We start from the raw sequence: 23,411 nt of genomic DNA, 5'->3' as shown, positions 1-23,411 counted from the left end.
AACAGACTGTTAGATATAGCAAAAACGGCCTTTCAAAAACAGTTAACTTCTAAATCAACTGTTTTTTGAAAGGTCGTTTCATCAGATTCTTATAGCAATCCAGCAAATAATCTCATAAATAATTGTCCCAGTCGCAAATATGCACTTCGTCCGGTTTGATATTGGTCTGTCACATCACGACATTCTCCCATCGTTCTTATCAGATCATTTTTTATTTCCACAACTGCCTGACAATCTGCCATAAAACAGCCGTTTTCAAAATGGTGATATAAACTTCGATAATCCAAATTAATTGTTCCACAAGTTGCCATACAGTCATCTGCCACACTCATTTTTGCATGACAGAAACCAGGAGTCCACTCATAAACACGAACACCATGTTTAACTAATCCATGATAAAAAGAACGAGTTACATTATAAATGAATTTTTTATCAGGGATACCAGGTGTGATAATTCTTACGTCTACCCCTCGCTTAGCAGCCAGACATAACGCATGCGTCATTTCATCTGTTATGATTAGATATGGAGTCATAAACCAACAATATTTTTCAGCTTTATTTATCATACTGATATAAACTTCTTCTCCGACCTGCTCATTATCCATAGGACTGTCTGCATAAGGCTGAACAAAACCTGTTTGCTGTGCTTTATAATCGTAATGAATAATGTATTTACTAAAATCAGTATCATTCGTAGCTTTTTCACTAACAGCATTCCACATTTCTAAAAATGTCACTGTAAGCGACTGAACAGCATCTCCTTCTAAACGAATACCTGTATCTTTCCACTGTCCATACGGGTGTGTGTAATTAAAATATTCGTTTGCTAGATTATATCCACCTGTAAATCCGACTTTTCCATCAATAACTGTTATTTTTCTATGATCACGATTGTTCAAAAACAGATTTAAACCTGGCATAAACGGATTGAATACACGGCAATGAATTCCTATTGTCTCCATTTTTTTCACAAAATCTGTGTTAATAAAGCCTATAGAACCCATGTCATCGTAGAATACTCTAACTTCCACACCGGCTTTTACTCGCTCTTCCAGAACATCTTGAATCTTATGCCATGCTTCAGCGTCTTCTATCGCATGATATTCCATAAAGATAAACTTTTGTGCTTTCTCCAAATCCTTAAGCTGTGCCTCTAATCCTTTCACTGCTTCATCAAAATACACAATATCCGTATTCTGATAGATTGGATACTGCGAATTTCTTTGTATGTAACTTGCTATATTTCCTGCTTTCGGAATTGTTTCTTTTATTCTGCTCAAACACTCCTGACTGTCCGGAAGCATTGGTAACAATTTGCTATCAATTTCTGCATACCGCTCACGCATTTTATGTGTGCCACCATTCAAACCAATCAACAAATACAGGCCTACACCCATAATTGGGAAAATTAGAATTAAGATGACCCAAGGCATTTTCATAGAGGATGTCTTATTTGATGCGTACAATCCCAAAACCAAGATCCCACTCAAAATCCTTGTAAATAAATTTATGACTTCTGCATATTCATTCAAGCGTGTTACGATAGTAATAATAAAAATCACTTCCAGAAGAATGCAGATTATGGAAAAACACAGCCGTTTTACCCCATTTTTTGTTTTTGCTTTGCCCTCTAAAGTATCTTGTTTCATATATATTCCGCCTTCCTACTTGCTCAGTTTTCTCCCTAAATTTCGTGGAACATACCAATTTTGTCTTTTATTCTCTGCATTTCATTACACCGGACTGGATAAGTTTGGTGCGGATGTCCTCATACAGTGAAATAATTTGATACTTACAAGTATATTCCAAATAGTCAGAATTGCAATAGGTAACCTGAGCTGTTTTCAACTGCCAAGGCAAATCTTATTCGGTATGCCCGAAGATCGTCGCAAATGTATTCCTTCAATGGTAACAATCATGGAGATTAGTGTTTATCTGGAGATTACCAAAGGATAAATAGAAGCAGTATTAAAGCCGTTCACCACGCAGATTTTCCAGCGTGGCGAACGGCTTTTTTGCTGCCCCTATATTTACAGGTAGGAGGAATCGAAGAAGTCTTTTAATGTAATTCCCAAACCCTGACAAATTCTTTCAATCGTCTCTACGCTTAACTGCCCTCCTCGACGGGCAGTACTTTGGATTGTGGAGTACGATATCCCGCATTTTTTTGTCAACACACATAGATTCATATCACGCTCTTGCATCAAATCCTGAACACGCTTGATCGTATCCACGAAAACCCCTCCCATCTTTTTAGTTCAAAACTTTTCCAACGATCTCAAATCTTTGCTCTGGAGATATAAGGATTGGCGAATATTTGGTGTTAAGAGAGACCAAAACCGGTTGGTTATGCACCACGCCATAGCTGTCGGTAAGGAACTCTGCTTGGGATTTGTCTGGGGTATGTTCGTCGTATTTTTTCAGATATCCACAGTCATCATATACGAATATCCCGATATCCCCGCATTCAAGTTCTTCGCAGCGCTTCACCCATACAATCTGTCCGTTATGATAAGAGTGGAGCCTTTTGCAAGGCCCCGCTCTTATTGCTGCCGTTATGATGAGCAACTTGCCGCAGAAAAGCAGCGCACCGAGCGGGTGACCAAGCGCATTTTGACCAAGGAAGAAATGCCATCATCCGTTCCTTTATCGACTATGCCGGCAGTACGATCACAAAAAAACTGGAAACGCTGATGGCGGGTGGTTGCATCGTTGAGCGTGTGGATGAAAACCTGACCTATGATTATCTGCACGCCTCGGAAGATAACCTCTGGAGTACGCTGTATCTGACAGGGTATGGTCACGCATGCCGCCATAGCAGTCATATTGAAAGACATCCCGCCTGAAAGTGAAGGCTTTACTTTCAGGCGGGACTTTTTGTTTTTTATTATAAAGGCTAGTTCCTGTTCTTTGCGGAGATGGCCACACATTAAAGAACTTTGGCCCCATTGGCCGTCAACTTGAAGGTTGCTCCCAGCATATCGGCAGCCCCGCGGCACATCAGCATCCGCTGCAGGAAAATCTCAAAATATTCGTACATGCTGCAAATATCGGTGTCGATTTGCAGATTCAGCGAGATGACTTTTTTCTCGGTGTTGATCTTCAGGGTCTGGTCTGTGACCGCATAGTTGACCCGGTCATGGATGTCGAAGGATGCTTTGGGCTTTTCCCGCACACGGCTGCGGCGCACATCAGTCTTGTCGCCGATGATGAGTGCTGCCGAGATGGGATCCACGGCCCCGCCGGTGGATTCATCGTGGTTGGAAATGGCGGACACGATGGTGATGCGGTCCGGGACGCTCAGGTCATATTGCTTCAGAATCTCGTTGGCCAGTAGCCCGCCGTATTCGGCGTGACGGCTGCGGTTGATGGCGTTTCCGATGTCGTGCATATAGCCTGCGATCCGGGCAAGCTCGATGTCGTGCTCCGGATAGCCGAATTTTTTCAGGATGTGGGCGGCGGTCTCTGCCACCCGGACACAATGGGCTTGTGAGTGCTCGGTGTAGCCCAGCAGGCCTAGATTCTGGTTGCCTTTTTTCAGCAGTTCGTTGACTTCCTCATTGTGTTTGATGTCTTTATACGTCATGGTTCTCTGCCCCCGATTCATATATTAAAAGAAAGTATCTACTATTGTAAGATGATTTCGAGGCGGTTGCAATCAAATTGCGGTAAAATCTGTGTGCAGAAGCGATTTTACATATTCCAGACACATTCCTGATTTCTGATTTTACATTTGCACGGTACAATAAAAACGTTTGTATCATGCAATCCGAAGCATTCCGGTCAGAGAAAAGGAAGAGGAATATGGAAAACACCTATCATTGCTATGCAAACCGTGAGCTTTCGTGGCTGCGGTTCAACGAACGCGTTCTGGAGGAGGCAGAGGATTCCCGTCTGCCGTTGTGTGAACGGCTGAGTTTTTTGTCGATTTTCCAGAGCAATCTGGATGAATTTTTCATGGTGCGCATCGGCAGCTTGCAAGACCAGATGCTGCTGGACAAAAACGCACGGGAAAATAAGACGAATATGACCAGCGGCGAACAGATCGATGCAGCGCTGGCTTTTATCCACAAGCTGACAGCCCGCCGGGACGCTGCTTATAATGGTCTGCTGGAACAGCTTGCAGAGCAGGGGATCCGTCTGCTGGACTTTGCCCATATGGAGGAAGAAAGCCGTACCGAACTGGAAAAGCTGTTCCGGCAGGACTACCTGCCGCTGCTGTCCAGTTTCATCATCAGCAAAAAGCAGGCATTTCCGTTCCTGAAAAACAAGGGCATCTATGCGGTTGCGGTGCTGAGCACCAAGGCAGAAAAGAAGAAGATCGGCATTGTGCCCTGCGGCAATGAGATCTTCCCCCGGCTGGTGCCGGTGCCGGGCCGTACTGGCTGCTTTATCCTGTCGGAAGAACTGATCCTGCACTTCCTGCCACTGCTCTACAAGGGCTATAAGGTCACCAGCAAAACGCTGGCCCGCATCACCCGCAATGCGGATATTGACGCCGACCTGATCTATGACGAAGACCTGAACTACCGGGATCACATGGCCGAAGTGGTCAAGAAGCGCAAAAAGCTGGCACCTGTCCGTCTGGAACTGAGCCGTGAGATCGACGAAGAAATTATCCAGTCCCTGTGCAAAAACCTGAAACTGGACCCCAAGCGGGTGTTTGAATACGATTCTCCGCTGGATCACTCTTTCCTGTTCCAGATCGAGGATCAGCTGCGCAGCCACACCGACCTGTTCTTTGCGCCCCGCCACCCGCAGCCCAGCCCTGCACTGGACGAGCGCAAGCCCATCATTCCGCAGATCCTGGAAGAGGACAAGTTGATTCACTATCCGTATGAGAGCATCCGTCCCTTCCTGCAGCTGCTGCACGAGGCCGCCTGCGACCCGGACGTGGTCTCCATCAAGATGACTCTTTATCGTCTGGCCAACCACAGCAAGGTGGTGGATGCACTGGTGGAAGCCGCCGAAAACGGCAAGCAGGTGGATGTTCTGGTGGAGCTGAAAGCCCGCTTTGATGAGGAAAACAACATCGAGTGGTCCCGCCTGCTGGAACGTGCCGGCTGTCATGTGGTGTATGGCATTGAAGGGCTGAAAGTCCACTCCAAGCTCTGCCTGATCACCCGCAAAACGAAGGAGGGTATTTCCTTCATCACCCAGATCGGCACCGGCAACTACAACGAAAAGACCAGCCGCCTGTACACCGACCTTTCTTTCCTGACCGCATCCAAGGAAATCGGTCTGGAAGCCACCGAAGTGTTCCGCGCACTGGATCAGGGCGAAACGGTGGATTCGGTCAAGAACCTGCTGGTGGCGCCTCATTGCTTACAGAACCGTCTGCTGAATCGGATAGACGGTGAGATCAAAGCTGCCGCCCGCGGCGAGGGCGGCTACATCGGCATCAAGATCAACAGCCTGACCGACAAAGTGCTCATCAACAAGCTCATCGAGGCAAGTCAGGCGGGCGTCTACATCGATATGGTGGTGCGCGGCATCTGCTGCCTGCGTGCCGGTGTCCCGGATGAGACCGAGAATATCCATATCATCAGCATCGTGGGCCGCTATCTGGAGCATTCCCGCATCTACATTTTCGGACAGGGAGAGCGTGCCCGGTACTACATCGGCTCGGCAGACTGGATGACCCGCTCTACGCTCCGCCGCGTGGAAATCGCGGCTCTGGTCACGGCTCCGGCTCTGAAGGCACGTTTGCAGCACATCTTTGACACGATGCTGGCCGACAACTGCAACGCCCGCGTGCAGCAGCCGGACGGCAGCTATGTCCGCCGGATGCCCGGTGCCGATGCCGTGGATTGTCAGGCACAGTTCTACGAGGAAGCCTATCAGGCCAACGTGCACTCCAGTCTGAAGTGAGATGCACTCGGATTTCACACAGATTTGACCGCAGCACGGTTTCTTCGACTGGATTTCGATGATACAATTTTATTGTAGAATGAAATCGCAGAAAGGGAGAATCCTATGGAAGATTTCTGGAAATCCGTGCAGACGATACAGGCAGAACGCGGGGCGGATTACCGCGCCTTCTCTTTGTTCAGTGCAACGCATTGGGCAGAATTGCTGGGAGCAGCGGCGGTCATTTTTCTCTGTGCGGTGATCTACTACCGCTGCAGGGAAGTGACCCGGCATCAGATCCTTCGCGCTGTGTTTGTCCTGATGCTGGCCGATGAGTTTATGAAGCAGGCCGTCCTGCTGTACACCGGTCAATGGAACGTGACCTATCTGCCTCTCCACCTGTGCAGCATCAACATCTTTGTCTGCTGGTACGATGCCATACACCAGAGCCGTTGGAGCAAGGAAATCCTTTATGCGCTCTGTATTCCGGGAGCAGTGGTCGCAATGTTGAGCCCCTCATGGCAGCGGCTCCCGGTCTGGAACCTGCTGCATCTGCATTCCTATAGCATTCACGTTCTGCTGATCCTCTATCCGGTCCTTCTGCTTGCTGGCGGATTTCGCCCGCAGGTGCATCATATCCGCTGGGTACTGGCGTTTCTGTGTGCAATCGCAACGCCGATCTTTTTCCTGAATCGGCTGCTGAAAACAAACTTTTTCTTTCTCAATGATCCGCAGGGCAATGCGATTACTGCCTTTTTCGCCCACTGCTTTGGAGAACGTTTTTATCTACTGGGCTTTCTGCCGGTTCTTGCTGCAGTCCTGTTGCTTCTTTATCTGCCATGGTACAGGGCAGAGCGGCATCAACGTATGCTCTGTGCAAGAGATCAGGTTATAGCTTGAATGGCTCTGTGCATCAATTGAGTATCTTTCTTTTCTTCTTTCGTCCCGTCAAAGTCTGCTGCTTTGACGGGAATTTTTTATATCTGATTTTACAAAGGGTTTACACCGGAATGGTGGCTGTCACAGGACGGACGTGCTATGATAGAATTCGAATTTTTGAAGTGAAACGATATTTTTTGATTGACATAACAGAATCAAGAGGACAGATCATGCAGAAAAACTATGTGCAGGAAATTTTGAACATCATTCATGGCAATATACCTCAGGCTGAACTGGCCGAAAAACTGTCGGATTACCATGAAAAAGATCTGGCGGATGCTTTGGAAGCGCTCATGCCTGCAGAACGCAAGTCGCTTTATCCCATTTTGGGAGTAGACGAAGTGGCTGAGATCTTCGCCTATCTGGACGATGCAGAGCCGTATCTGAAAGAATTATCCAGAGATGAGGCTGCAAAAGTTATTTCCAACATGGACTCGGACGATGCGGCAGATGCGCTGGAAGGCCTTGACGAGATAGACAAGGGTGAAATCGTCAACAAACTGGACAGAGATTCGATTGAAGACGTAAAGATGCTGCTTTCTTATAGCGAAGATGAGATCGGCAGCAAAATGACGACGAATTATATCCGCATCAAAAATGATATGACCATCCGGCAGGCTATGAGTGAGCTGGTCAAGCAGGCCGGGGAGAATGACAACATCTCTGTGTTGTACGTGGTGGATGAAAATGAACATTTCTATGGTGCAATCGACTTAAAAGATTTGATTATTGCACGTGCAGAAGATCCTCTTGCGGAACTCATCGTTGGGTCTTACCCCTACGTTACAGATCGGGAAAAAATCAGCGACTGTATCGAGCGCATTGTGGACTATGCGGAGCGCAGTCTGCCGGTGCTGAATGAGGCAGGCAAATTGATGGGTATCATAACATCGTCCGATGTGGTGGAACTGGTTGACGATGAGATGAGCGATGATTACGCAAAGCTGGGTGGTCTGACCGGCGAGGAAGATTTGAGGGAAAGCGTTTTTGAAAGTGTGAAAAAGCGTCTTCCGTGGCTGACCGCTCTGTTATTTCTTGGAATGCTGGTTTCCTCGGTCGTTGGCGCATTTGAATCGGTGGTAGCAGTGCTTCCGGTTGTGATCTGTTTTCAGTCTATGGTGCTGGGTATGGCGGGAAATGTCGGCACGCAGTCATTGGCCGTTACGATTCGAGTTCTGGTAGACGAAAATCTGACGGTATCCAAGAAATTTCAGCTGCTCTGGAAAGAAGTCAGAGTTGGATTGCTGAATGGTACGATTCTGGCCGTAATGGCGCTGAGTTTTCTGGGATGTTATATCCACTTTTTCAAAGGCTACGCTTGGAATACGGCACTTCTGCTGTCTGGCTGTGTAGGCGCATCACTTGTTGTCGCCATGGTCGTTTCCAGTCTGGTGGGCACATTGGTTCCGATGCTATTCCATAAAATTCATATTGATCCGGCTGTTGCTTCCGGACCATTGATCACGACGATCAACGATTTGGTAGCGGTTGTCGTTTACTATGGCCTTGCAATGGTGGTGCTGATTGATCTGTTCCATCTTGCCTGACTTTCCTCTGGATGGGCTTATTTTCGGATATTTATATCTTCATGAAATCCCTGCTGGATCTTAAGGTTCAGCGGGGACTTTTTGTTGCCAAACTTTTACATGAGATTTACGCCACTGGGATAGTTTGCACAAATCCTTCGTGCTACCATAGAGCAGGTATCAAAAGTAGGAGTGCAAAATATGGAGATCAAGCTCGTTCATGTTACAAAATCCTTTGGCGCAAAGCAGGTGATCCAGCCTACCAGCTTTGTCATTCAAAGCGGCAGCCTGACCACATTGCTGGGACCTTCCGGTTGCGGCAAGACCACCCTGTTGCGGATGATCGCCGGACTGGAAACGCCGGACAGCGGTGAGATCTGGTTTGAGAATCGCTGTGTGTTCTCCTCGGAAAAGAAGATCAATATCCCGCCCGAAAAGCGCGGCCTTGGCTTTGTGTTTCAGGATTTTGCCCTCTGGCCGCACATGACTGTCTTTGAAAATGTGGCTTTTGGCCTGCGGGCGGCTGGCAAGACGGACAAATTGGACGAAAAGGTGAAAAATGCACTCCACGCTGTACAGCTGGATGATTTTGCCCAGCGGTATCCTCATCAGCTGTCCGGCGGTCAGCAGCAGCGTGTGGCATTTGCCCGCGCGATCGTCATTGAACCGGCCTGCATCCTGTTTGACGAGCCGCTTTCCGCACTGGACGCACTGCTGCGGGAAGAGATGCGCTCGGAACTGCGGACGCTGATCACCAAGTTGGGCATTACCGGCGTGTTTGTGACCCACGACCAGATTGAGGCCATGAGCATGAGCGATGCAATTGCGGTCTGTCACGCCGGAAAAATTGAGCAGTATGATACCCCGGAAAAAATCTATTCCCATCCGGCAACGGAGTTCGTGGCACGATTTGTAGGCTCTTCCAACTGGCTCGACCAGAATCATCTGTTCCGCCCGGAACAGGCACAGACGGTTCCCACCGAGCAGGCCGAAAAATACGATGCCGATGTCACGGCGGTGCAGGTCCTTGGCAGCAGCTACCAGCTACAGCTGAACCACAACGGACAGGACTGGACATATATCAGCCCCCGACGGGTCTCGGTGGGCGAAAAGATCTCGCTTTATCTGCCCCGTAGTGCCATCGTTGCCGTCTGAATCAGCTTCCTGCCGCAAGGTGCGGCTTGATGATACATCATTGGAAATGAAAAAGGAGAATCCTTATGCGTAATTATAAAATCAGCCGTCGTAATTTTCTTGCTGTGGCGGGTACTCTGACTGCCGCTGCCGCCTTGACCGCCTGCGGCGGCTCCGCAAGCAGCACGGTTGCTTCCAGCACAGCTTCTTCCAGCGTGGCAAGCGATAGCACTCCCGCTGCCGCATCCGGCACCGGCAAAGTGACGGTCTATATGCCTTCTCCGGCTGGTCTGGCCGATAAGCTGGCCGAGGGCTTTACGGCAAAGACTGGTATCGAGGTAGAGCAGTTTCAGGGCACTACCGGCGAGATCCTCGCTCGTCTGGAAGCCGAAGCAGCAAACCCTGTGGCCGATGTAGTGATTCTGGCTTCCTGGTCGGATGGTCTGTCCATGAAAGCAGATGACAAGCTGGAAAGCTACACCCCGGAAAACGCCGACCTCATCGTGGACGGCTGGCTGGATGACGACAGTGTGCTGTTTGGTTACAGTGCATCCGCTGTGGGCGTTATTTATAACACCACGGTGTTCTCCACGCTTGATGCCGACTGGAAAGACCTTGGCAACGCAGAGTATAAGGATCAGCTGGCCATCCCCGACCCGGAAAAGTCCGGTGCCTGCAAGGACTTTGTGGCAGGCTATGTGGTCAAGAATGGCTGGGATGATTTTCAGGCTATGGCCGACAACGGTATGACGGTCCCCGGCGCAAACAAGGCTGCACTGGAAGCTGTCACCACCGGCGAAGTGGGCATCCTTGTGGCCGGCGTGGACTACAACGCCTATTCTTCCAAGAATAAGGGCGAGCCGCTGGACATCTACTACCCGGCAGGCGGCACCATCGTGAACCCCCGCCCGGCAATGATCCTGAAAACGGCTCCCAACATGGACAATGCCAAGGCATTTGTTGATTATCTGTTCAGCGATGAGGCACAGCAGCTGGTGGCAAATGCTTATCTGCTGCCCGGCCGCACCGACATCAAGTGCGACAAGCGCAGCAATCTGGAGGATATTCCTCAGATCACGCCCGATTGGGACAAGATGATGGCGGAAGCCAGCGATGATGCCGCAAAGATCAACCAGATCTGCGGTGCCAGCAACGGGTAACGCTCCATGAAACAGACGAATCGTAAGGCGGATCTTCCGCTGCTGTTGCTGGCAGTGGTGTTGATCTTTCTGATCGTCTGTCCTGTGGGAATGATTTTTGCCAAGGCGGTCATGCAGAATGGCCGCCTTGACTTTTCTCCCGCTGTGCAGACGCTGTTGAACCCGGAAAACGCCCACATGATCGGCAATTCGCTGCTGTTGGGTGTGCTGGTGGTGCTGCTGTCTACTCTGATTGCCGCACCGCTGGCCTATCTGTTCTCCCGGACAAAGTTTGCCCGCTACCGTGTCTTTGACATCCTCTTTATGATCCCGTTCATGACGCCGCCCTACATTGCCTCCATGGGCTGGATCTTATTTATGCAGAAAAAGGGGCTTTTGCAGCAGCTGATCCCCGCAGCTGCCGGGTGCGAAAAGATCTTCTTCACTCTGGGCGGTTTGGTGCTGGTGATGAGCCTGCACGTTTTTCCGTTCATGCTCACCATGCTCAAAAACGCCATGCTGAATATCCCCTCCAGTCTGGAAGAGGCAGGTGCTGTGTTTGGGGCCGGATTCTCTGCCCGGATGCGCAAGATCTTTCTGCCGCTGCTCTCCGGCAACTACGCCATCGGTGCGCTGCTGGTGTTTGTGAAAACGCTGTCTGAATACGGCACGCCTTCTACGCTGGGCAAGCGCATCGGGTTTGAGGTGTTTACCACCGAGATCCACCGCCACGCCACCGTAGCCCCCATCGACTTTGGCAGTTCAGCCACGCTCTCCTCCGTGCTGGTAGGCATCTGTCTGTGTATGTGGATGCTGCAAAATTACATTACCACGCGCAAAAGTTACAATTTGGTCAGCGGCAAGGGTGCCCGCCGCGTAGAGCAGTCCATGGGCAAAGGAGCCACCGTCGCTGCGTGGGCATATATCGTTCTGGTGCTGCTGATTGCAGTTGGGGTTCCGTACTTCTCGGTCATTTCCACATCTCTCATCAATCTCCGCGGCTACGGTCTGGCACCGGGCAACTTTACCATCGCACATTATGTAGAACTGTTCACCGAGAACGAAAAGGGATTGAGTGCTCTGAAGAACAGCGTTTTTCTTGCGGTCACTTCGGCTACCATCTGTGCAGTGCTGGGCACTCTGCTGGTATTGGCGGTGCGGAAGTCGCACTCCAAACTGCGCAAGGTGGTAGAAGCCATTGGTCTGCTGCCGGAAATGCTGCCGGGTATTGTATTGGTCATTGGAATTATGCTATTCTGGAACCAAATCTACAACATCCTGCCGCTGTACAACACTATGGGCATCATGGTTCTGGCCTATGTGGTGCTGTTTCTTCCCTATACGGTGCAGTACGTCACTTCGTCCTTTACCCAAATCAGTGACAGCCTGATGGCGGCAGGACAGGTGTTCGGCGGAAGCCCGGTTTACATCCTGCGGCGTATCACCCTGCCGCTGATCCGGCAGGGCATCGCCACCGGCTGGATGATGACCTTCATCATCGCTTTCCGGGAACTGGTAACGGCAAGTCTGATCGCTCCGCCCAACACACTGGTGGTCTCCACCTTTATCGTGCGGGAATTTGAGCAGGGCAGCGTTTCGGTTGGCATGGCGATGGCGGTGCTGTGTGTGTTGTTTTCGACCACGGCACTGCTGATCTTGAACACGGTGATCGATCATCGGAAGGTGCATTGAGATGGAACTTTTTATTGCCGGGGGCTGCGGCGAACATGGCCGCAACTGCTTTTATGTGGAACAGAATAGTGCTGCTTTTCTGGTGGATTGCGGTCTGCTGGCTGGCGCAGAGGACGACCTGCCCCGGCTGAATGCAGAGCAGATTCAAAAACTGCGGGCTGTCTTTCTGACCCACAGCCACGCAGACCACACCGGGGCGCTGCCGTGGCTGGCGCAGCAGGGGTATCAGGGGCCGGTCTATGCTACGCTGCCTACTCTGACCCAACTGCCCTTTTCCTTGAATCATATCCAAACGCTGGAAAGTCTCTGCCCTTGCAAAGGCTCCGGCTCTGTGCCGGAACTGCCCGGCCTGCAGGTCACATGGGGGCGTTCCGGGCACTGCGCAGGCAGCGTCTGGCTGCGATTTGAATGGAACGGAAAGAGCATTCTCTTTTCTGGCGACTATGCAGAGCACAGCCCGCTCTACCCCTGTGACCCGCTGCGGAGCCAGACGGCAGATCTGGCCGTTCTGGATGCGGCTTACGGCAGCACGGACGCAGACTGGAACACTTGCGTCAAAAAACTCTGTGTGGAGACCGTGCAGTGCCTGAAACAGACACAGCTCCTGTTCTTCCCGGTGCCGAAATATGGCCGAGGGCCGGAGATCCTTCTGTTGCTGAAACGCTTTGCACCGAATCTGAAATTTTACGGCGATGCGCATTTCCTTCGTCAGCTACAGCAGATCCAGCTGGGTGGACCGTGGCTGTTGCCTGTGCCGCCGCATTTTGCGGACTGGGTGCAGCCGGATGCTTTCCTCAGCCGGGAAAAAGGCGTTGTCTTTCTCAGCGGACCGCAGCTGGCAGGAAAAGCCGGGCAGCGCGCCCGCGAAATGGTGGCGCACGGAGCACACGGCATCATGACAGGCACCCCGGATGCGGGCAGCCTGAGCGCAGAAATGCTGAAAAACGGGCAGATGCTCTTCCTGCGGTATCCGGTGCATCTGGATGCAATGCAGTGCCGGGAGCTTGCGGAAAAGAATCAATTTGGCCGGGTAATCCCATATCACAGCCCGGAGATTGATTGCCCGTGTTTCTTTTTGCTATAATTGTTGCTATGATCGTACTGGCCGATTTGCTCCATCTTGTTTATTAAAAACAAAAAAACAGGGTGCGCCCACCCGGACGTACCCTGCCAAAAGCCACAGACAAGAATGATATGTACAGCAGGGAGTTCCCCAGCGGGAACTTCCTGCTTCTCTTTTCCAGCAAGATGAACCTGTTCCGCCTGCCATGCAGCAAACTCACGCTGGCCTTCCTCGCTGTTCCAGCAGGCAAGGATGGCTGGGTAGAATGCCCGTGCCAAACGATCGATGACTTCATCAGGGTAAATGAGGCACGCTTCGATGGCAGTGTATAAATCGTCAAATGCGGACAGGCTATCCATGATTTTAACACTCCCGAACTTCGTACTTTTTATGCGACGAGAAGGCATATGTTTTTTGCGTAGTACAGTATAATAAGCAAAAGTTTATTGTGCGAAAGTGAGGAGCGGCGGCGGATAATATTCTGAATACTATAACCGCCCACCGTAAAGAACGCAACTGGTCACTTTATGATTTAGCAACTCATACAGAGATGAAATCGACCACTATTTCCACACGGTATAATGACAATGCGATCCCGTATATTCCTTCAATAGTAATGAGCATGGAGAATAGCGTTTATCTGGAGGTTGCCAAAGGATAAATAGAAGCAGTATTAAAGCCGCTCACCGTGCAGGTTTCCAGCATGGTGAGCGGCTTTTTACTACAAATATGAGGAATCAAAGAAGTCTTTTAGTGTAATTTCCAAACCCAGACAGATTCTTTCAATCGTCTCTACGCTTAACTGGCCTCCCCGACGAGCAGTGGTTTGGATCGTGGAATACGATATTCCGCATTTCTTTGCCAACACACACAGATTCATATCACGCGCTTGCATCAAATCCTGAACACGCTTGATCGTATCCACGAAAATCCCTCCCATCTTTTTAGTTCAAAACTTTTCCAACAACCTCGAATCTTTGCTCTGGAGATATAAGGATCGGTGAATATTTGGTGTTAAGAGAAACCAAAACCGGTTGGTTATGCACCACGCCATAGCTGTCGGTAAAGAACTCTGCTTGAGACTTATCTGGGGTATGTTCATCGTATTTTTTCAGATATCCACAGTCATCATATACGAATATACCGATATCCCCGCATTCAAGTTCTTCGCAGCGCTTCACCCATACGATTTGTCCGTCATGATAACGCGGCTCCATACTATCGCCACTAACGTATATCCCAAACTCAGTCCCTGCCGGAACGCTACTGGCAGGCACCTGTATCTGTTGAAACATTTCACCTTCAAGAAAAGCTCCTAGACCTGCCGATACTGGCAACTCTGATACTGGCATCGTTATGCAGTCGATTTTCGCAGGCTCTTCTGTGCCTGGCTGGTAGCGCCGAGATGCAATCAAGTCCATTTCGTACTCGGCGACTTTTTTTTGCCCGATGGCATTTAGAAGGGCGGGTTTCTGAAAGGTCTTTGTAAAGTAGGAAGGTCCTTCCTTGATGTTCAATGCATGGCAGATTGCAACCAGTTGGTAGATGCTGGGAGTGGTGTATCCTTTTTCCCATTTACTGATTCCCTTGTCACTGACATCGACGCCATAGTGGCGGAGAAGTTCGGAGAAAGTTACAAGTGAATAGCCATTCCTTTTTCGTACAGCTGCGAGAATCAGACCAACCTCATTACTATCCCTTGCGGCGACTGCATCATAGCGCACCGTGGATGGGGCTATGTGCATTTTGGTGAGCGCAGTTTTCTTTTTCATAGCAAGAACACTCCTTTGTGATCCGGTAGCTCTATTATAGTATAGAAAACATAAGAAATCAACAAGAAATCTCCAAAATAGCGACAAATGCGTAATTTACATCCCCATAAAGTGGGTGTATAATCGAATCAAATTCACAAATAACAGCTTTTTGGTGTTGATTCTGGACCGAAATCGTGTATATTTGGCGTTTTTGAGAGGTGATAATATGAGAAAAGAAAATTTAAGATGCCCGATGTGCGGAACCATGAACTATGATGTAGATCTTGATGCAACCGACGGCTGGACAAAATGCCGTCTGTGCAAAGCAGTAACCTGCTCTATGGATGAGTGGAAAAAGCATACAGTGTCCGTTCCTCTGTTAAACGAAAAGCAGCTCGTGGCACGCAGTATGATTCGCAAGTAATACACGCTGCATTCTGATAAATCTGCAAAAAGGAGGAATTCTGATGTGTGGTGATTACAACCTTCGCCGTGAGAAAAGATACGTCGAAGTGGATGTTCGTTTTACTCCTGACGGCAAGATCCGTCCTCTTGCCATAAACTATGACAAGACTCGTACTTATGGAATTGATCGTGTCTTGGCAGTCAAGCACGGTACATCACGTTTTGGCGTGAAAGGGCATTGCTTCACCTGCCTGATTTGCGGGCAGAAGCGGAATCTTTGGCTTGAAAAGGGCAAGTGGTTTGTGGAAGCCTACTGTGCCACATCAGAAGGTAGGGCTTCATAATGGCAAGATACTTATCGCGTGCAGAACTTTCGTGCATAGCAGGCAAATATATTGAAATGTATTATGCACTCTTCGGAATAAGCAAAAATGACCCCGCTCCTATTAACCCAGAGCAGTTTGCAAATTCTGTTCTTGGACTGAATCTGAAGATGTTGCCGCTGTGTAGCGATGCTCACATCCTTGGATTAACGGTTTTCCAGAGATGTAGCTTCACCGCAACCCTTGAGGATGGAACAAAGCTTGTTGAAGTATTTATGCCGAGGGATATCGTAATCGATTCTGCTCTTGCGGCAGACAGATGCACTGGATGCCGGAATTTCACAATAGCGCATGAAGCAGCACATCAGATTTTGGCCGATCTGTTTCCGAACGACTACGGAAAAGCAGTCAAGTGCCGTGGGCACATTGCCTATCGGGAACGAAACGGACAACCCTCATGGGAAGAATGGCAGGCAAACACCCTTGCAGCAGAGCTGCTGATGCCGACATTTCTGGTCAACGTCGAAATAGAACGGGCAGCGCTGTGCCTGCCGAATGGAATCCTATACAAATCCGCATCTGACCCGAACTATGAAAAAATTCTGGAGATGGCTGTGCGGATGGGAGTATCGTGGTCTGCAATCAGGATCAGACTGCAGCAGATGCAGGTTATAAAAGGCAAACCCATCCACTGCCATCCATTGGACATCATGCGATTTGGAGAATGAATATGATTCAGTTAAAGAACCGTCCCTTTGCCGGTAAAGCACCGACTACTACACAGCAGGCAGAATTTAGCATAGGCTGGAGATTTTGCCCTGTTTGTGGAAATAAGTTATACCAAAAAATCGAGGGGTGTTCAGGTATACTACAAGTGAAGTGCAATAGATGCAAAGAAACCCTGAGACTTGATCTGGCATTTAGATGCCGGTGATTTTCCAGTCATTTTAACAAATACGGGTGCATTGCACCCTGAATATGGACTGTTCGCTCCGAGCAACGGGCCATTGCCGCAAGGCAATGTATGAAACGTGCTCCAAATAGCCGGGCAACAGCTGATTGAGAGATTTTCTTTGAAGATCCCTCAGTTGGTTGTTGTCCGGCTATTTTTTTAGCCTTCAGGAAGCCTGCTCCCGTAAAAAGGAGCAGGCTTTATGTTTGTCCGTTTTTCGTGGATGCCCCAAGCGGCTAGATATCCGTAGCAACTCCGAGTTTTCGACTTCTCACGCTTTATCGAAAATTTGGAGGTCACACATGAGTTTTGATCCGAATGCTATTGGTAACCGTATTTTTACTTTGCGTACAAATGCGAAGTTATCGCAGGAAAAACTTGCTGAAAAACTTGGTGTTTCCCATCGACACCTCGGCGATCTTGAAAGGGGAAGCTCCAATGGCTCTGTAAAAATCCTGATCGATATTGCAGAATACTTCCATGTCAGTATGGATTATCTTCTTTTGGGTCGAGATCCTTCTAGGGATCAGTTTCAAAATGAACTGCAAGCCGCTATAGATCATCTTGAAAAAATCAAAGGTCTTTTATAATCACTTCAACAAGAAACGCTCCTGCCAGTTTTACACCGGCAAGAGCGTTTCTTGTGTTATTCAAAAATATCGGCAAGGGTAAGCAGCTGTACTTCTCCGCGTTCCTGTGCCTGAAGTAGTCCGTCCGTAAATCCGCCTTTCGAGAAAATGTAGTAGTGGTAGTTTGTTCCCTCCCCAAAGTGTATTTATCGAATTTATATACTCGTAAGTTAGTTTCTTACGAGTATAATACTTCATTTCTTACATAAAGTCAGGAAATATATTTTTGACGGCTCATCGAGAAACAGGAACGATACTTCCTATTTTCCTCAAAAATTGTGAACTCTGAGTTCCTGTTCATTTCGTTCCGCATCGGTTACAATACAGCCATAGCTTCGGCAAGCGTTCAAAGCAGCCCTCAAGCTATCCCGCCCCTTGAAAATTGAACACGCATTCTTCAGTCACGTTCCTGTGATGATGAGCCACGTCCGTAACAAATGCGATGATCTCCCACTGAGGGAATGAGCGGTAGGTTGACGGTAAATGGATGACAGCTTCTCCATAGCTAAGAGCCATCACAGAATAATGATACTTCTGCCTTCGGGCAGCTCGGTGAGAACCACGGAGAGGTGAGAACCCTATGGATTCGGTACGCTGCCGGACGGCTGAAAGATTTCCCACACGAAAACAGAGTTTTCGGTTTCCGGGGATGTCGGGGACAAATACGGAAAGGTATAGAACTATAAATCACAGCAATTTGCTGTTTGAGATAGTAGGGTGGGCTGTGCGAGCAGCCCACTGTTACATATACGGATAGAAAGGAGAAATCCAAATTGGCCACACGAGGTAAAAAAGAGAAAGAGTATCCGCCTATGCCCGCAAACTGGATGTACAAGCGCGGGGATGTCTACATGATGGATCTGAATCCTTACAGCGGTTCCGAGCAAGGCGGCATCCGACCTGCCATTGTTGTCCAAAACGATGACGGTAATTTTTATTCCAATGTTCTTCTGGTCGTTCCACTGACAACACAGATCAAAAAGCGAAATATGCCAACGCATTTTATTCTGCACAATCGTTTTTTGAGTGCGCCATCTATGGCGATTTGCGAAAGTCCGCGCCCCGCAGATAAATCCAGAGTGTTAAGCTACCTTGGGCACCTGTCCAAATATGAAATGCGGCAAGTGTCAGTGTGTCTGCAATACAGCTTTGGCTTCATTGGGTATAAGTCATTCCGAAAATACCTTACGGCTCCTCCGCAGGAGGATGTTCTCGCCGCTGCAAAAGAGCTGCTCTCCCAGCAGTTTCAGAATCTTCGTGTGCTGAACAGTCAGCCCCCTGCTCTCACCAAGCACACAAAAGGCGATTTACATAGCATTGAGCAGATATCGGAAAGGATGCTCTCCACCCCAACAGAATCTTCTGTTGAGTTCATGGTCGCAGAACTGGATGATGCACTTCAATCGCTTATGTTCCGCTGGAATATCTGTTATAAACGGTATTCCAGTTTTCACTTATCCGATAACGAAAAGAAGAAAATCGGTTTGATTATCCAATCAGGAATTGATTTTCTGCAAAAGAAGGAGGTTCCTTTATGATGAACGCAGTTGTAAAACCTTACCATGAGATGTGCCTGAACAGCAGCGAACTGATCGTGCCGCGCGACACTTATCAGCGTGCTCTTCACCCCGCTCGTGTTGCCCGCATCGCAAAAGAATTTGACGAGCGGGTTGCCAATGAGCCGAAGATCAGCTTCCGGGATGGTCACTACTATGTGATGGACGGGCAGAACACCATCGCTGCCCGGAAGTTCCTGAACGGTGGTGATGATCTGCAGATTCGCTGCAAGGTCTACTTTAACATGACCGAGCAGGAAGAAGCCCTCCTGTTTGCACAGCAGACAGGCATTTCGGAACGGCTGAGTGCAGGGCAGAAGCTCCGTGCCCTGATTTTTGCAGGGGAGCCTGCTGCCGTTGCATTCCAGCAGGCCACCGAATTGGCTGGCGTTCATCTTTCTTTTGAAGAAGGCCGGGGCAAGCAGCGGATCAGCTGCATCGCAACCGCCTATCACGAATTCATCCGGCTTGGTCCTGAACTGTATATCGAATCCCTTGATGTTTTGCTGAATGCGTGGGACGGAGAACCTGATTCCATGAGTTCTGCAAATCTGCTCGGCATCTGCCGCTTTGTAGAACTGTACCACTCCGAATACAGTAAAAGCCGTCTGATTGCCAAACTGCGGCAGGTCGATGCATTCACGATTTTTCGCCTTGCACGAACCGCAGGCGTAAGCCTTCCCGGCAAGACGAAGTACCTTCAGCAGGTCTATACTATTTATAATGGTGGCAGCCGCCGGGCTGCATTGCCGCTCAAGTTTTAACTTCAAGTATATTTAACGAGGTATTATCCAATGATTATCCATGAAGAACCTTCGCCCAACTCGGTTTCCTCCCCTGTTTCCACAGCAAAGGACAGCCGCTGCTATACCGTAGAAGACCTGATGGAAATGCTGCTCCTGAGCCGTCCCACTGTCTACCGTCTACTGAAGCAGAACGAATTCCGCTGGTTCAAGGTAAGCGGCGCTTACCGTATTTCCAAAGCCAGCTTTGAAGCATGGCTCAATGATGGCACTGTTGAACGCAATCCTGCTGTTTGACATCCTCAACATTTCACGCGAAATCTGCTATTCTTTAGCCGGGATGAGAAATCCCGGCTAAACTTTTACATAGATAGAGAGGTGTCTTTCATGGATGATATGCGGAATACTTCGGCTCCCTTATACGGAAAAGCTGAACCTGCCACTACCAAAACCACCATGTCGGTTCGTGAGATGCGGCAGCTTCTCGGCCTTGGCAAAACAGACAGCTATTGGCTGCTTCATAAGAATCTCTTTGAAGTCATTCTGATAAACGAAAAAAGGCGTATCGTTATTTCCAGCTTTGAGAAATGGTATACCAATCAGGTCAAATATCATAAGGTCAATGGCCCACCACCGGGCGAGGAACTTTGCAAACGATCCTATTCCGTTCCTGATGCCGCCGAGATATTGAAGGTGAAACCCGAAACGATCTATACACTCATCCGACAGGGCAAGTTGAAAACAGAAACGACAGACTTCTGTATGAGGATTCCCAAAGAGGAATTTGAGCGGTGGTACCGGTCACAAAGCCGCTACCGCACAGCAGCTGACCGGGAGCGTGACCGGGAGATTGAAGCGCAAACCATCTCCATCCCGGAAATGGCAAAACTACTCGGTATCCCATGCAAGAATGTTTATGGGATTCTTGATTGCAAAAAATACCGAGATTGTTTCGTCATTGAGTGCATGGCCGACAGGCCGCGCATTACCAAAAAAAGTTTTAAGGCATGGCTTAAAAGCCAATCTACATACCAACTTCAAAAACCGAAAAAAGAAACGCATGAGGAGCCGCCGCTAAAACTGCAATGTCCCAAGAATGGGAAATACTACAGTTTTCAGGAAATTCAGGCTTTTTACGGAATCAGCCGCCCAACACTTGACTCGTGGGTTCTCAAAGAAGGAATTCCAACGATGAAGTTGGGAAGGGTAAAACGCATCCAAAAAGATGCTTTCGATGAAGTTCTGAAGTCCAAACGTAAAGTAGAGGAGGATGTATAATGGCTAGCATTGTCAAACGCAATAACCGATACTGCGTTGTCTATACCTACAAACACACTAATGGAACGCTAAAGCAGAAATGGGAAACCTTTACCGACCTTGCAGATGCCAAAAACCGTAAGAAAGAGGTCGAATACAAAGAATCCGTCGGTACCTTTGTGGCACCCCAGTGCCGAACTCTAAAAGACCTGCTTAAAGAATACGTCACCCTGTACGGAAGAACCAAATGGGCACTTTCAACCTATCAATCAAACACTGCACTGATTTCAAACTACATAGAACCGCTTATCGGCTCAATGAAGCTGCAAGATCTCACCACCCGCGTAATTGAGGGATATTATCAGCGGCTGCTTAAATACGAAGCCGTTGACCCTATGTGTGGAAAGCGTCAGCATCAATACGTTTCTCCCGGCACAGTTCGTTCGGTTCACAAAATTTTGAGAAGTGCCTTTGAGCAGGCCGTAAAGTGGGAACTTATGGAAAAGAATCCCTGTATTTATGCCACCTTGCCCAAATACACTGCAAAGAAGCGTGATATCTGGACTGCCGAGACCCTGTTCCATGCCTTAGAAGTCTGTGATGATCCACGGCTCCGGCTTTGCATCAACCTCTCCTTCTCTTGTTCCCTGCGCTTAGGGGAATTGCTCGGTCTGACATGGGATTGTGTGGATATCTCCCCCGAAAGCATTGAAGCCGGGCGAGCCTCCATTTACATAAATAAGGAATTGCAGCGTGTAGATATTGCTTCGCTGAACGCCTTGGAAAATAAAAATGTCATCACTCGTTTTCCCTCGCTGAGTTCCCGCTGCACCACGGTCCAGGTTCTGAAAAGCCCTAAAACAGACAGCAGTATCCGAACCATTTTTCTCCCCAAAACAGTTGCTGAAATGCTTGTCCACTATAAAGCCGAGCAGGACATGACAAAGGACGCACTGGGTGCAGAGTATGCAGACTATAATCTCGTGGTTGCCGGCCCGCTGGGAATGCCGACCGAACAATCCACCATTAACGGTGCATTGAAGCAGCTGATTGAGGAAAACGATCTCCCCAAAGTGGTTTTCCACAGCTTCCGACACTCCAGCATTACATACAAGCTCAAGCTGAACGGCGGCGATATCAAAGCCGTGCAGGGCGATTCCGGTCATGCACAGGCTTCGATGGTCACCGAGCAGTACGCACACATTCTGGATGATGATCGGCGTTTGAACGCACAACGATTCGACGATTTCTTCTATCAGCATCATGGTGCAGAGCCTGAAGTCCTCCCTCGCGCAGAGCAATCCACTCCCAAAGCCAGTCCCGTCGATACAGATGCGGCAGCAGCTCTTGCTAAACTGCTGGCTGACCCCTCTATGGCTACACTCATTAAAAATCTTGCAAAGAACCTATAAGCCTCTATACATAAACAGCGGCAGTTTTCCGTATATGGAAAACTGCCGCTATCTGTTTTAGGATGATCCCGTTTCTTTGTGTTTTTTCGCCTTAGCTTCCTCTATGTCCATCTTCAGCTGATGTGTAAGCTGTTTTACATAATCGAGTGAAACTTCATAGCCTTCTGCGATTTTTTCTGCCGGCATCCCATCAAGGATACGGGAGATCACAATGTTCTGAGTGGCTTGTTTTCTCGACTCTGCAATCATTTCCTCAATAGAGGGGCAATGTTTATTATGCATCCAATTCAAGTAATCCAAGCGTTCAGCTTCTATCCGCGATAGAAGCCTGACTGCATAGAAATTGTCATCTACCTCGAAGCGAACTTCCTCTCCGGGTTTGACTTCAAGTTTTTCCAGAACCGCATCTGGGAGTTTTACAGTTCCATCTTCACCGACTACAATATTAAATTTCTTTTCCATCGCACACTCCTAAAATCACGCAAAGTTCCTTGCATCCAGTGCCTTTACTCCCGTAAGAATACCATAAGCCCCTTCCTTTTACAAGACAATGCGCATTTCCATTCGCACTGTTACATAGACCAGAGTTTTCTCGCAGAAAGCTCTGGTCTTTTTCTATTGAAAACATTTGTCCATCACACCAGCTACGGCTGTATGGTCTGGTTCACGAATGCTAAACAAGCAAATATCCGTAGGGAAACGTACACTTCCCAGCTAATGAAAGGTGGGCATTTTACAATGAACCTTCCACTTTTCATTAGCTCTGCTAATTTTCTGCTAATGAAAAGCCTTTTACTCGTTTTATTTCGGGGTTTGTGTTCTTTACTCAGATTGACAGCGCAACAAAAAATCAATTGATAAAACGTTACTTGTTTTACCTACTTTTGCCTAGGATTTATGGCTTCAGCCCCTACTCCTAAGCGAAACGCCCCCGGTTCGAATCCGGGTAGGGACATCCTGTTACGAAATGCGAAGGTCATTTTTCCCATGGAAAAGACGATCTTCGCATTTTTCATTTTGAACCGATCACCAAAATC

24 protein-coding genes are annotated in these 23,411 nt (G+C 48.6%); 16 read left to right on the top strand and 8 right to left on the bottom strand.

The genetic code is table 11. The annotated features are described in order from the left end of the window. Nucleotides 1-89: 89 nt before the first annotated feature. The 4 genes from cls to J3350_RS06440 form a co-directional block, all read right to left on the bottom strand. Entirely contained in the window at nucleotides 90-1,649 is a 1,560-nt protein-coding gene (gene cls / locus J3350_RS06455; RefSeq protein WP_005921174.1) for a cardiolipin synthase, read from the bottom strand. Between the two features lie 381 nt (nucleotides 1,650-2,030). Next, nucleotides 2,031-2,234 (bottom strand): helix-turn-helix transcriptional regulator, encoded by a 204-nt coding sequence (locus tag J3350_RS06450; RefSeq protein WP_242821978.1) that lies wholly within the window; start codon nucleotides 2,232-2,234, stop codon nucleotides 2,031-2,033. Between the two features lie 321 nt (nucleotides 2,235-2,555). Continuing rightward, on the bottom strand, nucleotides 2,556-2,825 hold the full coding sequence (locus J3350_RS06445) for a hypothetical protein (RefSeq protein ID WP_207686083.1): 270 nt from the start codon (nucleotides 2,823-2,825) through the stop codon (nucleotides 2,556-2,558). Nucleotides 2,826-2,929: 104 nt separating this feature from the next. After that, the gene (locus J3350_RS06440) at nucleotides 2,930-3,586 is read right to left on the bottom strand and encodes an HD domain-containing protein (protein ID WP_015536750.1); all 657 of its coding nucleotides are present in this window, start codon (nucleotides 3,584-3,586) and stop codon (nucleotides 2,930-2,932) included. A gap of 176 nt (nucleotides 3,587-3,762) precedes the next feature. Between J3350_RS06440 and ppk1 the strand changes: the two genes are divergently transcribed. The 7 genes from ppk1 to J3350_RS06405 all read left to right on the top strand — a co-directional run bounded on the left by ppk1 (nucleotide 3,763) and on the right by J3350_RS06405 (nucleotide 13,364). Next, nucleotides 3,763-5,871 (top strand): polyphosphate kinase 1, encoded by a 2,109-nt coding sequence (gene ppk1 / locus J3350_RS06435; RefSeq protein WP_207686082.1) that lies wholly within the window; start codon nucleotides 3,763-3,765, stop codon nucleotides 5,869-5,871. Nucleotides 5,872-5,976: 105 nt separating this feature from the next. Beyond that, nucleotides 5,977-6,750 carry a TIGR02206 family membrane protein gene (locus J3350_RS06430; RefSeq protein ID WP_015536748.1) on the top strand — a complete coding sequence of 258 codons (774 nt, stop codon included), beginning with the start codon at nucleotides 5,977-5,979 and terminating at the stop codon, nucleotides 6,748-6,750. Nucleotides 6,751-6,959: 209 nt separating this feature from the next. Next, a complete protein-coding gene (gene mgtE, locus J3350_RS06425) occupies nucleotides 6,960-8,336 on the top strand; it encodes a magnesium transporter (RefSeq protein WP_207686081.1) in 1,377 nt (458 codons plus the stop codon). 180 nt (nucleotides 8,337-8,516) lie between these two features. Next, nucleotides 8,517-9,470, top strand: coding sequence for an ABC transporter ATP-binding protein (locus J3350_RS06420; protein ID WP_207686080.1), 954 nt, complete (start codon nucleotides 8,517-8,519; stop codon nucleotides 9,468-9,470). Between the two features lie 65 nt (nucleotides 9,471-9,535). After that, a complete protein-coding gene (locus tag J3350_RS06415) occupies nucleotides 9,536-10,609 on the top strand; it encodes an ABC transporter substrate-binding protein (protein WP_112115028.1) in 1,074 nt (357 codons plus the stop codon). A 6-nt stretch (nucleotides 10,610-10,615) separates the two neighbouring features. Beyond that, nucleotides 10,616-12,280 carry an iron ABC transporter permease gene (locus J3350_RS06410; protein WP_207686079.1) on the top strand — a complete coding sequence of 555 codons (1,665 nt, stop codon included), beginning with the start codon at nucleotides 10,616-10,618 and terminating at the stop codon, nucleotides 12,278-12,280. Between the two features lies 1 nt (nucleotide 12,281). Continuing rightward, nucleotides 12,282-13,364, top strand: coding sequence for an MBL fold metallo-hydrolase (locus J3350_RS06405; protein ID WP_207686078.1), 1,083 nt, complete (start codon nucleotides 12,282-12,284; stop codon nucleotides 13,362-13,364). Here J3350_RS06405 and J3350_RS06400 read toward each other — a convergent pair. From J3350_RS06400 to J3350_RS06390, 3 genes are all read right to left on the bottom strand, one after another. Next, nucleotides 13,322-13,702, bottom strand: a complete 381-nt coding sequence (locus J3350_RS06400) for a hypothetical protein (RefSeq protein ID WP_223388105.1) — start codon at nucleotides 13,700-13,702, stop codon at nucleotides 13,322-13,324. The two genes, J3350_RS06405 and J3350_RS06400, sit on opposite strands and share 43 nt — an antisense overlap. A gap of 362 nt (nucleotides 13,703-14,064) precedes the next feature. Further along, on the bottom strand, nucleotides 14,065-14,268 hold the full coding sequence (locus J3350_RS06395; protein WP_249253785.1) for a helix-turn-helix domain-containing protein: 204 nt from the start codon (nucleotides 14,266-14,268) through the stop codon (nucleotides 14,065-14,067). A 19-nt stretch (nucleotides 14,269-14,287) separates the two neighbouring features. Then, nucleotides 14,288-15,115, bottom strand: coding sequence for a S24 family peptidase (locus tag J3350_RS06390; RefSeq protein WP_207686077.1), 828 nt, complete (start codon nucleotides 15,113-15,115; stop codon nucleotides 14,288-14,290). Nucleotides 15,116-15,323: 208 nt separating this feature from the next. On the opposite strand from J3350_RS06390, the gene J3350_RS06385 reads away from it, so the two are divergent. From J3350_RS06385 to J3350_RS06345, 9 genes are all read left to right on the top strand, one after another. Continuing rightward, complete coding sequence (locus J3350_RS06385) at nucleotides 15,324-15,521, top strand: hypothetical protein (RefSeq protein WP_154261131.1); 198 nt, start codon at nucleotides 15,324-15,326, stop codon at nucleotides 15,519-15,521. A gap of 43 nt (nucleotides 15,522-15,564) precedes the next feature. Beyond that, nucleotides 15,565-15,846 (top strand): hypothetical protein, encoded by a 282-nt coding sequence (locus J3350_RS06380; RefSeq protein WP_005928337.1) that lies wholly within the window; start codon nucleotides 15,565-15,567, stop codon nucleotides 15,844-15,846. Beyond that, nucleotides 15,846-16,553, top strand: a complete 708-nt coding sequence (locus J3350_RS06375; protein ID WP_207686076.1) for an ImmA/IrrE family metallo-endopeptidase — start codon at nucleotides 15,846-15,848, stop codon at nucleotides 16,551-16,553. Before J3350_RS06380 ends, J3350_RS06375 begins: the two co-directional genes overlap by 1 nt. A gap of 526 nt (nucleotides 16,554-17,079) precedes the next feature. Then, nucleotides 17,080-17,367, top strand: coding sequence for a helix-turn-helix domain-containing protein (locus J3350_RS06370; RefSeq protein WP_005928332.1), 288 nt, complete (start codon nucleotides 17,080-17,082; stop codon nucleotides 17,365-17,367). An 812-nt stretch (nucleotides 17,368-18,179) separates the two neighbouring features. Further along, nucleotides 18,180-18,944 (top strand): type II toxin-antitoxin system PemK/MazF family toxin, encoded by a 765-nt coding sequence (locus J3350_RS06365; RefSeq protein ID WP_242700166.1) that lies wholly within the window; start codon nucleotides 18,180-18,182, stop codon nucleotides 18,942-18,944. Then, the gene (locus J3350_RS06360) at nucleotides 18,941-19,726 is read left to right on the top strand and encodes a DUF6551 family protein (protein WP_005928324.1); all 786 of its coding nucleotides are present in this window, start codon (nucleotides 18,941-18,943) and stop codon (nucleotides 19,724-19,726) included. Before J3350_RS06365 ends, J3350_RS06360 begins: the two co-directional genes overlap by 4 nt. A gap of 30 nt (nucleotides 19,727-19,756) precedes the next feature. Beyond that, the gene (locus tag J3350_RS14075) at nucleotides 19,757-20,002 is read left to right on the top strand and encodes a helix-turn-helix domain-containing protein (RefSeq protein ID WP_005933015.1); all 246 of its coding nucleotides are present in this window, start codon (nucleotides 19,757-19,759) and stop codon (nucleotides 20,000-20,002) included. 90 nt (nucleotides 20,003-20,092) lie between these two features. Further along, complete coding sequence (locus J3350_RS06350) at nucleotides 20,093-20,983, top strand: helix-turn-helix domain-containing protein (protein ID WP_207686075.1); 891 nt, start codon at nucleotides 20,093-20,095, stop codon at nucleotides 20,981-20,983. Further along, nucleotides 20,983-22,374, top strand: coding sequence for a site-specific integrase (locus J3350_RS06345; protein ID WP_112090681.1), 1,392 nt, complete (start codon nucleotides 20,983-20,985; stop codon nucleotides 22,372-22,374). Before J3350_RS06350 ends, J3350_RS06345 begins: the two co-directional genes overlap by 1 nt. A gap of 57 nt (nucleotides 22,375-22,431) precedes the next feature. On the opposite strand, the gene J3350_RS06340 is transcribed toward J3350_RS06345, so the two are convergent. Continuing rightward, on the bottom strand, nucleotides 22,432-22,836 hold the full coding sequence (locus J3350_RS06340) for an AbrB/MazE/SpoVT family DNA-binding domain-containing protein (protein ID WP_015536742.1): 405 nt from the start codon (nucleotides 22,834-22,836) through the stop codon (nucleotides 22,432-22,434). Nucleotides 22,837-23,411: the final 575 nt, after the last annotated feature.

The sequence above is a fragment of the Faecalibacterium sp. Marseille-Q3530 genome, assembly GCF_017377625.1.
GTDB classification, from domain to species: Bacteria; Bacillota; Clostridia; order Oscillospirales; family Ruminococcaceae; genus Faecalibacterium; species Faecalibacterium prausnitzii_E.
The sequence above is the reverse complement of the archived record's forward strand: the minus strand, read 5'-3'. Positions and strand labels throughout refer to the sequence as shown.

Coding starts and splice junctions, on each gene's coding strand:
- cls (WP_005921174.1), bottom strand. CDS start 1,649: ATGAAACAAGATACTTTAGAGGGCAAAGCAAAAACAAAAAATGGGGTA.
- J3350_RS06445 (WP_207686083.1), bottom strand. CDS start 2,825: ATGACTGCTATGGCGGCATGCGTGACCATACCCTGTCAGATACAGCGT.
- J3350_RS06440 (WP_015536750.1), bottom strand. CDS start 3,586: ATGACGTATAAAGACATCAAACACAATGAGGAAGTCAACGAACTGCTG.
- ppk1 (WP_207686082.1), top strand. CDS start 3,763: ATGCAATCCGAAGCATTCCGGTCAGAGAAAAGGAAGAGGAATATGGAA.
- J3350_RS06430 (WP_015536748.1), top strand. CDS start 5,977: ATGGAAGATTTCTGGAAATCCGTGCAGACGATACAGGCAGAACGCGGG.
- mgtE (WP_207686081.1), top strand. CDS start 6,960: ATGCAGAAAAACTATGTGCAGGAAATTTTGAACATCATTCATGGCAAT.
- J3350_RS06420 (WP_207686080.1), top strand. CDS start 8,517: ATGGAGATCAAGCTCGTTCATGTTACAAAATCCTTTGGCGCAAAGCAG.
- J3350_RS06415 (WP_112115028.1), top strand. CDS start 9,536: ATGCGTAATTATAAAATCAGCCGTCGTAATTTTCTTGCTGTGGCGGGT.
- J3350_RS06410 (WP_207686079.1), top strand. CDS start 10,616: ATGAAACAGACGAATCGTAAGGCGGATCTTCCGCTGCTGTTGCTGGCA.
- J3350_RS06405 (WP_207686078.1), top strand. CDS start 12,282: ATGGAACTTTTTATTGCCGGGGGCTGCGGCGAACATGGCCGCAACTGC.
- J3350_RS06400 (WP_223388105.1), bottom strand. CDS start 13,702: ATGGATAGCCTGTCCGCATTTGACGATTTATACACTGCCATCGAAGCG.
- J3350_RS06390 (WP_207686077.1), bottom strand. CDS start 15,115: ATGAAAAAGAAAACTGCGCTCACCAAAATGCACATAGCCCCATCCACG.
- J3350_RS06385 (WP_154261131.1), top strand. CDS start 15,324: ATGAGAAAAGAAAATTTAAGATGCCCGATGTGCGGAACCATGAACTAT.
- J3350_RS06380 (WP_005928337.1), top strand. CDS start 15,565: ATGTGTGGTGATTACAACCTTCGCCGTGAGAAAAGATACGTCGAAGTG.
- J3350_RS06375 (WP_207686076.1), top strand. CDS start 15,846: ATGGCAAGATACTTATCGCGTGCAGAACTTTCGTGCATAGCAGGCAAA.
- J3350_RS06370 (WP_005928332.1), top strand. CDS start 17,080: ATGAGTTTTGATCCGAATGCTATTGGTAACCGTATTTTTACTTTGCGT.
- J3350_RS06360 (WP_005928324.1), top strand. CDS start 18,941: ATGATGAACGCAGTTGTAAAACCTTACCATGAGATGTGCCTGAACAGC.
- J3350_RS14075 (WP_005933015.1), top strand. CDS start 19,757: ATGATTATCCATGAAGAACCTTCGCCCAACTCGGTTTCCTCCCCTGTT.
- J3350_RS06350 (WP_207686075.1), top strand. CDS start 20,093: ATGGATGATATGCGGAATACTTCGGCTCCCTTATACGGAAAAGCTGAA.
- J3350_RS06345 (WP_112090681.1), top strand. CDS start 20,983: ATGGCTAGCATTGTCAAACGCAATAACCGATACTGCGTTGTCTATACC.
- J3350_RS06340 (WP_015536742.1), bottom strand. CDS start 22,836: ATGGAAAAGAAATTTAATATTGTAGTCGGTGAAGATGGAACTGTAAAA.